Annotated in this window: 7 protein-coding genes; 5 read left to right on the top strand and 2 right to left on the bottom strand. The window is 65.3% G+C overall.

What is annotated here, in order from left to right; all coding sequences use genetic code 11:
- Nucleotides 1-471: 471 nt before the first annotated feature.
- The 3 genes from mutM to FHY18_RS21815 all read left to right on the top strand — a co-directional run bounded on the left by mutM (nucleotide 472) and on the right by FHY18_RS21815 (nucleotide 4,260).
- Entirely contained in the window at nucleotides 472-1,287 is an 816-nt protein-coding gene (gene mutM, locus FHY18_RS21825) for a bifunctional DNA-formamidopyrimidine glycosylase/DNA-(apurinic or apyrimidinic site) lyase (RefSeq protein WP_259160018.1), read from the top strand.
- 223 nt (nucleotides 1,288-1,510) lie between these two features.
- Nucleotides 1,511-2,590 (top strand): DUF4380 domain-containing protein, encoded by a 1,080-nt coding sequence (locus FHY18_RS21820; protein WP_259160015.1) that lies wholly within the window; start codon nucleotides 1,511-1,513, stop codon nucleotides 2,588-2,590.
- A gap of 68 nt (nucleotides 2,591-2,658) precedes the next feature.
- A complete protein-coding gene (locus tag FHY18_RS21815) occupies nucleotides 2,659-4,260 on the top strand; it encodes a glucan biosynthesis protein D (protein ID WP_259160014.1) in 1,602 nt (533 codons plus the stop codon).
- A 43-nt stretch (nucleotides 4,261-4,303) separates the two neighbouring features.
- Here the strand turns inward: FHY18_RS21815 and FHY18_RS21810 are convergent, their stop codons facing one another.
- The gene (locus tag FHY18_RS21810) at nucleotides 4,304-5,548 is read right to left on the bottom strand and encodes a GAF domain-containing sensor histidine kinase (protein ID WP_259160013.1); all 1,245 of its coding nucleotides are present in this window, start codon (nucleotides 5,546-5,548) and stop codon (nucleotides 4,304-4,306) included.
- Between the two features lie 432 nt (nucleotides 5,549-5,980).
- Nucleotides 5,981-6,616, bottom strand: coding sequence for a thymidine kinase (locus tag FHY18_RS21805; RefSeq protein WP_259160011.1), 636 nt, complete (start codon nucleotides 6,614-6,616; stop codon nucleotides 5,981-5,983).
- Nucleotides 6,617-6,823: 207 nt separating this feature from the next.
- On the opposite strand from FHY18_RS21805, the gene FHY18_RS21800 reads away from it, so the two are divergent.
- Together FHY18_RS21800 and FHY18_RS21795 are read left to right on the top strand one after the other, a co-directional pair.
- Nucleotides 6,824-8,800 carry a UvrD-helicase domain-containing protein gene (locus tag FHY18_RS21800; RefSeq protein WP_259160009.1) on the top strand — a complete coding sequence of 659 codons (1,977 nt, stop codon included), beginning with the start codon at nucleotides 6,824-6,826 and terminating at the stop codon, nucleotides 8,798-8,800.
- A gap of 405 nt (nucleotides 8,801-9,205) precedes the next feature.
- Entirely contained in the window at nucleotides 9,206-9,784 is a 579-nt protein-coding gene (locus FHY18_RS21795) for a GNAT family N-acetyltransferase (RefSeq protein ID WP_259160007.1), read from the top strand.
- Nucleotides 9,785-9,789: the final 5 nt, after the last annotated feature.

Raw genomic sequence — 9,789 nt, 5'->3', positions numbered from 1 at the left:
CCGATGGTAGTGTGGCTCAAGCCATGCGAGAGTAGGTCATCGCCAGGGGCTTTACCCGAAACCCTCAGTCCATCAGGACTGAGGGTTTCTTTTTGGGCGGCTTCTGGGGGGAAGTTCCTTGACGCGTGCTGCTGTGCATTGCGGTCGTCCTGCGCCGCCAGTTACACCCGGAGGCAACATTGCGCATGGCGGCAATGCAGGGGCGATGATGCGTATCCATCGCGACCTGATCGTATCCCACTGCCGCCTGCAGGGCGGTACTGGCGCCGATACCCGTCAGCAATGGCATGACCCTGCCCTCGGCAGGTAGGTGCAGCCACGTGCTGCCTGCGCCTGCGCTAGCGCCTCGCTCTGCACGCGTCGCCAACAGACCACCACCGACCACTTCTCCCAGTTCCTGATTGCTTTTCAGCGAGCAGACCTCCATATGGTGCTGTGCCGGGACATGACCGGCTGTTTCTGGATGCCGCGATGCCCGAGTTGCCCGAAGTCGAAACTACCGTGCGCGGGCTTGCGCCGCATTTGGTCGGGCAGCGCATCCATGGGGTCATTCTGCGTCGTCCGGACTTGCGTTGGCCGATTGCCGAGCAGATCGAGCGCCTGCTCCCTGGAGCCACCATCACGCAGGTGCGTCGACGTGCAAAGTACCTGTTGATGGATACCGATGCCGGCGGTAGCGCGTTGCTGCATCTGGGAATGTCCGGAAGCCTGCGTGTGCTGCCCGGAGACACCTTGCCGCGCGCACATGATCATGTGGATGTCAGCCTGGAAAACGGCCGCGTGCTGCGCTTCAACGACCCGCGCCGGTTCGGTTGCCTGTTGTGGCAATCCGACACACAGGTGCACGAGTTGCTTGCGGCGTTGGGTCCGGAGCCATTATCAGAAGCATTTACTGGCGATTATCTTTATGCGCTGTCGCGCGGCCGTCGTGCTGCGGTCAAGACCTTTCTGATGGATCAGGCAGTGGTTGTTGGCGTCGGTAATATCTACGCAGCCGAGAGCCTGCATCGTGCGGGAATCAGCCCGCTGCGCGAGGCTGGCAAAGTGTCGCTTGAGCGGTACCGGAGCCTGTCGACCGCGGTAAAGGAAATCTTGGGTTACGCGATCCAGCGTGGTGGCACGACGTTGCGCGACTTCATCAGTCCGGACGGCGCGCCTGGCTATTTCGAGCAGGAATTGACGGTCTACGGCCGCGAGGGCGAGCCCTGCAAGCAGTGCGGGCGGACCTTGAAACACGCAACGATTGGACAGCGCGCGACGGTGTGGTGCGGCAATTGCCAGCGTTGAGGCATGGCAGAACGCTGTAAACGGTTCGAGCTGCCCTCCAGACCAGGTGGATCTGCTCGCTCGATCTAGATGCTGCCCTAACGGATGAAGCGCAGGCCAGGCGATCGCTGGCTCGACGTTCGCAGTGAGAAGTTGCAGCACTGCTAGTTTCCACAGCTGGACCACGCCACAATCGATGCCTTCGCTCTGGAACTGCGTCATGCCCATCTCACGGCCTCTTTGCATGTCCCTGGCGGCTGGCGGGGTACTGGCGCTAGTGCTTCTTGGCACGGCGTATGCGGATGACATCGCGACGACCGGCCCCGCGCCAGCAGAGCGTATCCAGTTGCGCAACGCTGCGGTGGAGCTGAGCGCCACACCGGCATTCGGGGGGCGTGTGCTGTCCTTCAACCTGCGCGGGCAGCACAGCGTGTTGAAGATCGGAGCGGCAGTGGATCGCCAATCCTCACCAACGGTGTCTGCCAGTGCCGGCGATATTCCGTATCTCGGTCACGATGTGTGGGTGGGGCCGCAGAGTCAGTGGTGGTTGCATCAGCAGGTCAATCTTGAGCGCAAGGCCGCCGCTGCGGTGTGGCCGCCGGATCCGTACCTGTCGTTGGCCACCACGCGTGTGGTGATGCATGGACCGGCCGAGATACGTCTGCAAGGCGTGCCCAGCCCGGTGACCGGCGTGCAGCTGAGCAAGCGCATCGCGCTGTCCACGGTGCGCGCCGACACGGTGGAGGTGCAGGCCACGGCGCGCAATAGCCGCAAAAAGCCGATCGCCTGGGATCTGTGGTTCAACACGCGCGTTGCGGCGAGTACGCGCGTGTTTGTACCGGTGGCCGATGCCGGAGATGTTCGGGTGCAGCCGCCGAGCGAGCCGGATACGGTACCGCCCACGTTCGGCCACCGTGCGGGCGTGCTGGCGTTGCGTGCGGACGTGCGCGATGACGGCATGGTCCAGCGCGGCAAGCTGTTGCTGCAGCCATCGGCAGGCTGGATGGCCGGCTTCGTTGGTGCGCAGGTGCTGGTGATCCGCTTTACGCATCAGCCATTGGCCGCGATCCATCCGGAACAAGGCCAAGTGGAGTTGTACCTCGATGCTCCGCCCCTGCATCCCGAACGGGGTTTGCTGGAGATGGAAGTGCATGCCCCGTATCGCCAGCTCGCGCCGGGCGCGCAGATGCAGGCGCAAGAGCAGTGGACGTTGCTGCCGTACAGCGGACCGGACGATGCGCAGGCGCAGCGGCAATTTCTGTGCAGCAAGGCGGAAGAACTGGCATTGGACAACGCCTGCGAAGCTGGATCGGCAGCGCCTTAGCTCCGCACGCGCGCGTCCGCGCCGGGCTGTGGCTATGATGGCGCCATTCCCCGATCAGACCGATGCGCATGCAACGACGCCACTTCCTGAAGAATGCCGCTGCCGCCTTGGCCGCGCTTGGTTTGCCGGCATTGCCGCAGTGGGCGTTGGCTGCCAAGGCGGTGGGACTGCGTCGGCTCGGGCAGCCGCAACCATTCGATTACGCATGGCTCAAGGGACAGGCGCGTGCGCTGGCCAAAGCCCCCTACAAAAGCCACAAGCAGGTGCTGCCAGGCCCGCTGGAAGCATTGAACTGGGATCAATATCAGTCGATCCGCTATCGCCAGGACCATGCGCTGTGGGCCGACGGCAACGGCAAGTTCCAGGCGAAGTTCTTCCACCTGGGGCTGTACTTCCATACCCCGGTGCACATCTACGACATCGTCGATGGCAAGGCGCAGCAGTTGGCCTATGACCCGGCTGCGTTCGATTACGGCAGCAGCGGGCTGGGCGGCAAGCAGCTGCCCAAGGACCTGGGCTTTGCCGGCTTCCGGCTCAACACGCGCAAGGACACCGACCGCGACTTTGCGGCGTTTCTGGGCGCGAGCTATTTCCGTGCAGTGGGCAAGGAAGGCCAGTACGGGCAGTCGGCGCGTGGGCTGGCGATCGACACCGGCACCGGCGGTCCCGAAGAATTTCCGGACTTCATCGCCTACTACCTGGAGCAGCCGGCCGACGACTCGGATACCGTGGTGGTCTACGGCCTGCTGGATTCTCCCAGTGTCGCCGGCGCCTATCGCTTTGCCATCACCAATGGCGAAGTGCTGGTGATGGATATCGACAGCGCGCTGTACCCACGCAAGGCCATCGAACGGCTCGGCATCGGCCCGTGCACCAGCATGTACCAGGTTGGCGAAAACGACAGCCGCATGGATTGGGACTGGCGGCCGGAGATCCACGATACCGACGGGCTGGCGATGTGGACCGGCGGTGGCGAATGGATCTGGCGGCCGCTGTGCAACCCGCCGCAGCTGCGTTTCAACATGTTTGTCGATGAGAACCCGCGTGGGTTCGGACTGCTGCAGCGCGACCGCAATTTCGACCATTACCAGGATGACGGCGTGTTCTACGAGAAGCGCCCGTGCCTGTGGGTGGAACCCAAGAGCGGTTGGGGCAAGGGCTCGGTGCAGTTGGTCGAGATCCCGACCGTGGACGAGACCTTCGACAACATCGTGGCGTTCTGGAATCCCCAGGCCAAGCCGCAACCGGGGCAGGAGTTGTTGATGGGCTACCGGTTGTATTGGGGCGCGCAGCCGCCGGCCAGCTCGCCGTTGGCGCACTGCGTCGCCACCCGTACCGGTTTGGGCGGCATCGTCGGACAGAAGCGCAGCCATTTTTCCTGGCGGTTTGCGGTGGACTTTGCCGGCGGCGACCTGCCTGGGTTGGTGAAGGACGCCAAGACCAAGGTCGAGGCGGTGATTCAGGTATCGCGCGGCAGCACCGAGATCGTGTCGGCGCGGCCGTTGCATGAGCTCAAGGGCTATCGGGCAATGTTCGACCTGGTGCCGCCGGATGACAGCATGCAGCAGATCGACGTTCGCCTGTACCTGCGCGCCAACGGCAAGCCGCTGACCGAAACCTGGCTCTACCAATGGACGCCGCCGCCGGCGAGCGAGCGCAAGATCTACTGAGTGTGTGATGGGAGTGCGCCGCGCCGTCGCCGGGGCGGCGCGCTCAGGCCGACGTGGTACCGCCGACCAGGTGCATGCGCGCACGTGGCCGGGCGCATGCCAGCTCCACGCGGAAGCAGGTGCCGTTCTTGCCGCTGGTGATGTGCAGCTCGCCCTGATGCGCCTGCGCGATCTGTGCGGCCATGTGCAGGCCCAGATCCACTTCCGGCAGGGCACGGCCGGCGGTATGCACGTGCGTGGACGCGTGCAGCACATCCAGCCGTCGCGGCTCGATGCCGTCCAGATTGCAGACCTCGATGCGCAGGCGCCCTTGTTCGGTGACCGCGACCGCCTTGATCAACGAACTCTGCTGCCCCTGCACCACGGCGTTGATCATCATGCTGCCGAACATCTGCGCCAGTCGCACCGCATCGCCGTGCACCGGCTCGTCGATGGCCACGTGCGTGGACAGCACCTGGTTGGGATAGGCGGCGCGGGTTTCGTCGACCACCTGCGACAGCGCATCGAGCAGATCGCTGCCGTTGCCGTAGTCCAGCTGCAGCCAGTCGCGCTCGATACCGCGGGCGAAATCGCAGGCGAAATCGATCAGTTCTTCCATGCGGCGCAGGCTGCGCTGCATCGAGCGTATCGACGCGCCCTGGCGCTGGTTGAGCGGGTCGATGGACAGCGCGTCCACCACCGCATGCATCGATTGCAGCGGGTTGCGCAGGTCGTGACCGAGGATGCCGATGAACTCCTCGCGCAGCCGTGCCGAGGCGCCGGCGCGGCCCAGCTCGCTGCGTGCGCGCTGCGACTCCTGCGCGCTCTCTTCGGCACGCTGCTCGGCCTGGATCTGCGCGGCCAGCAGCTGCGCCAGCAGTTCGACCTTTTCCACCATCGGCGCATCCATGACACGCGGCAACGGGTCCAGCGCGCACAAGGTGCCGAACACGCTGCCATCGTCGAACTTGATCGGCACCGAGACATAGCTTTCGAAGCCGTACAACCGCGGCGTGGGATGGTCGCGGAAGACCGGATGCTCGGAGGCGTGGCCGAACCACAAGGCGTTGCCCTGGGTGCGCACGCTGTCGCAGAAGGTGGTGACCAGTGGCAGCTCGTCGCCTGGCGTCAGACCGAACGACAGTTCGTCGCGCACCTGGCAAGTGATCCAGCGCGTATCGGTCACGCGCGCAACGGCGGCAAATCCCATGCCAGTCAGACGGGTGAGAATGGTCAGCACGTCGGGCACCGACGATAGCCGGCCAACACGTGCGATATCGGCGCGTAACTCGGGAGGAAGCGGAGCCATGGGTGCCTCCCGACAAGTGGATGGTCGCCAGTTTACAGGACGGTGGTTGCGCTTGGTCGTGCACGCGGCCGCCAAGCCCGCGTAACGATACGCCTGTCGGCGTGTCGCCGGCATCGCGCGGCAATTGCATGCATTGCAAGGTGTAACGATGCCTCAAAAGCTTATAGCGCGCAGGTGACTAGCGCGCGGGAGAGGCGATGCCATGCATTGCTGAAGTCTTCAGTCCAGCACCGCTTCCGTCGCCGTGTGGCCGTGCGTGCGCGACGATGCCTGCAGGCGGCACTGTCGCCTGCCCGGATGCGGCCGAGGGATTGGACAATGTCGGGTCACGGTGCGCTCCGGCTTCCGCAGCATGCCGCCGTGGCGTGAGTGGGCCGCATCGACACCGCGCCAGGCATTGTCCGACCGCGGCGCGTGCCGGTGCCGGCAGGCCTAGGGCGCCGTAGACGGCAACGGCAAGGCGATCTGTAGCGGGTCGATGCGGCCTTCGCCGCGCATGATCTTCTTGAACTCGGGGCGGCTGACCGACACGTAGCGCTCGTTGCCGCCGATCTCCACTTGCGGGCCGTCCTGCACCGCATGCCCTTGCGCGTCCACGCGCACGGTCATGGTGGCCTTGCTGCCGCTGTGGCAGATGGTCTTGATCTCCTCCAGCTCGTCGGCCCAGGCCAGCAGGAACTGGCTGCCCTCGAACAGCTCGCCGCGAAAATCCGTCCGCAGGCCGTAGCACAGCACCGGGATGCGCAGCCGGTCGACCACCTCGCTCAACTGCCAGACCTGCGCGCGGCCGAGAAACTGCGCCTCGTCCACCAGAACGCAGTGCAGGGCGCCCTGGGCGGCGATGTCGCGCTCGACCAGCTGCTGCAGTTCGGTGTCGCGATCGAACGCGCGCCCGTCTGCACGCAAGCCGATCCGCGATGCGACCACGCCGCTGCCGGCGCGGTGGTCGAGTTTGGGCGTCAGGATCAGCGTGCGCATGCCGCGTTCGCGGTAGTTGTGCGCCGACTGCAGCAAGGTGGTGGTCTTGCCGGCATTCATCGCCGAATAATAGAAATAGAGCTTGGCCATCGGGCGATTTTACCGGGCCGGGCGGCGGCATGCAGCGCACCACGGGTAACCGGTGTTGCCGGCTACCGGACCGCGGCGGGCGCTGCTGCCGCGCTACCGACCCCGTCCATCGGGGGCACCATGACAGCGCAACAGCCGAGCTGAATCCGGCGCGCCGGCCAGCCGCAGGCGGCGCCGTTACAATGGCCTGCTCTGTTGGAAGCCTCTATGCACGGTCTCAATCCCCCGCAAAGCGCCGCAGTGCTGCACTGCGAAGGTCCCTTGTTGGTGCTGGCCGGCGCCGGCAGCGGCAAGACGCGCGTGATCGTGGAAAAGATCGCGCACCTGATCGCCACCGGCCGCTATCCGGCCAAGCGTATCGCCGCGATCACCTTCACCAACAAGTCCGCCAAGGAAATGCGCGAGCGTGTGGCCAAGCGCATCCGTGGCGATGGCGCCGATGGCCTGACCATCTGCACCTTCCACGCGCTGGGGCTGAAGTTCCTGCAGATCGAGCACGCCGCTGCCGGTTTGAAGCGCGGTTTTTCGATCTTCGACTCCGACGATGCCGCCGCCCAGATCAAGGACCTGATGCACGGCGCCAAGCCCGATGCGATCGAAGATGCCAAGAACCTGATCTCGCGCGCCAAGAACGCCGGCCTGTCGCCCGAACAGGCGATGGCGGCGGCACGCAGCAATCGCGAAAAGGAAGCCGCCAGCCTGTACGAGCGCTATCAGGCGCGGCTGACCACCTTCAACGCGGTGGACTTCGACGATCTGATCCGGCTGCCGGTGCAGATCCTGGAGGCCAACGAAGAGATCGTACTGGGCTGGCGCGAGCGCATCGGCTATCTGCTGGTGGACGAGTGCCAGGACACCAACGATGCGCAGTACCGGTTGCTGAAAATGCTGGCCGGCCCGCGCGGCAACTTCACCTGCGTGGGCGACGACGATCAGAGCATCTACGCCTGGCGCGGTGCCAATCCGGAAAACCTGCAGCAGATGGGGCGCGACTACCCGGCGCTGGAAATCATCAAGCTGGAGCAGAACTACCGCTGCTCCAACCGCGTGCTGCGTGCGGCCAATGCCTTGATCGCGCACAACCCGCACGAGCACTTGAAGACCCTGTGGAGCGACCAGGCCGACGGCGAGCGTATCCGCGTGTGGGAATGCCGCGACAGCGAGCACGAGGCCGAAAAGGTCGCTGCCGAGATCTCGTTCCTGGGGACCGCCAAGCAGGTGCCGTGGAGCGATTTCTGCATCCTGTTCCGCGGCAATTTTCAGTCGCGGCCGCTGGAAAAGGCGCTGCAGCTGCTGCGCGTGCCGTATCACCTGACCGGCGGCACCGCGTTTCTGGAGCGGCAGGAAGTCAAGGATGTGCTGTCGTGGTTGCGGCTGATCGTCAACCCCGAAGATGACGCGGCATTTTTGCGCGCCGTGCAGTCGCCAAAGCGCGAGGTCGGTGCGACCTCGCTGGCGCGGCTGGCCGAGCTTGCCAGTGCGAAGTCGGTGCCGATGTCGCGCGCGGCCGAGTCGATGGGCGCGCTGCAGCACCTGCCGCCGCGTGCGGCCAATGGCCTGAGTGCGTTCACCGATATCCTGCGCGACATGCGCGAGCATTCGGCCACGATGCCCGCTGGCGAACTGGTGCGCACCCTGGCCGAAAGATCCGGCCTGCTCAACGACCTGCGCAATCAGTCCAAGGACGAAACCGGCTTCCAGCGCCGCAAGCGCAATCTGGACGAATTGGCCGAGTGGTTCGAAGGCGGCCCGCGTGGCGCCAGCGCCAGCGATCTGGCTGCGCAACTGGCGTTGCTGTCGCGCAACGACAAGGACGATGGTGGCAACCAGGTGCGCATGATGACCATGCATGCGTCCAAGGGCCTGGAATTCCGCTATGTGTTCATCGTCGGCTGCGAAGACGGCGTGCTGCCGCATGAAGTGAGCCTGGAAGAAGGCAACCTGCAGGAAGAACGCCGCCTGCTGTATGTGGGCATCACCCGCGCCAAGGAGCAGCTGTGGATGAGCCACAGCAAATTGACGCGCAAGTTCGGCGAGCACGTGCGGCTCAAGCCCAGCCGGTTCTTCGACGAGATTCCGGCCGAAGAACTGCAGCGCGATGGCGCCGACCCGGTGGCCGATGCCGAGCGCAAGAAGGAACGCGCCAGTGCCGGGCTTGCGGCGATCCAGGCGCTGTTCGACTGAGGTTGCCGCGCAAGCCACGGCGCTTGTGGTCAGGTTGGTGCCGTTGCGGAGTGCGGGATTAGCGTTTGGCATCCGCGTCTGGCACGCGCCCGGATGCCTGCGGCAAGGCATCGATCGTTCCCGGGCTGTCATGCGCTTCAGCACGCGTGGCAGGTGGCTTTTGCTGCATCCGCACTGCCGCGGCAGCGCGGCAGTGTGCGGTTGTCGAAAGACCTGCGCTGGCTGCACGCAGCAAGCCCTGTCGCCGGTGACCATGGAGGTTTTGACGCGCAAGTGGGCGACGCCTGCATGCAGCTGCTGGTCGTCCGCTGGATGGTTGCCGATGCTTGTCAGCGGTAGCGCGCTGAAGCTTGCCAGCGACATGCCCGCACGGCAGTCTGGCTTGCCCTGCTCAAGGAGTGCGCCATGCCCGTCGTGATCGAAACCCCGCGCTTGCGCTTGCGCACGCTCGATGCCGAGCGCGATGCCGATGCGATGCTGGCGCTGGTCAACGACCCCGGCTTTATCGCCGGCATCAACGACCGCGGCATCCGTACCCGCGCGCAGGCGAGCGCGCATCTGCGCGAATGGGCGCAGGCGCATCACGACACGTACGGGTTTGCGCATTGGGCGCTGGAGATCCGCGCGACCGGCGCATTCGCAGGCACGCTGGGCTTGTTGTGCCGCGACAGCTTGCCGGTGCCGCATCTGGGCTTCGCCCTGTTGCCTGCCTATCGTGGACAAGGCTATGTGAGCGAAGCCGGGCGCGCGGTGCTGGACCATGCACGCGATGTGCTGGGGCTGACCCGGCTGTGCGCGATCGCCTCACCGGACAACGTCGCTTCCCTGCGCGCGCTGGAAGCGCTGGGGCTGCAGCGCGAGGGGCTGCGCGTGTTGAGTCCCGGCACCGACCCAGTGGCGTATTACACGATCGACCTCGTTCCCTCCGACATGGACAGCAACCCAGGGGTGCGGCACCCTGCCGGCCTGCCTCCGACTGCATAAGGACA

Origin of the sequence: Xanthomonas sp. 3793 (assembly GCF_024806835.1) — a bacterium.
In the GTDB taxonomy this organism is placed as follows: Bacteria; Pseudomonadota; Gammaproteobacteria; order Xanthomonadales; family Xanthomonadaceae; genus Xanthomonas; species Xanthomonas arboricola_F.
This window is presented reverse-complemented; position numbering and strand designations above follow the sequence as displayed.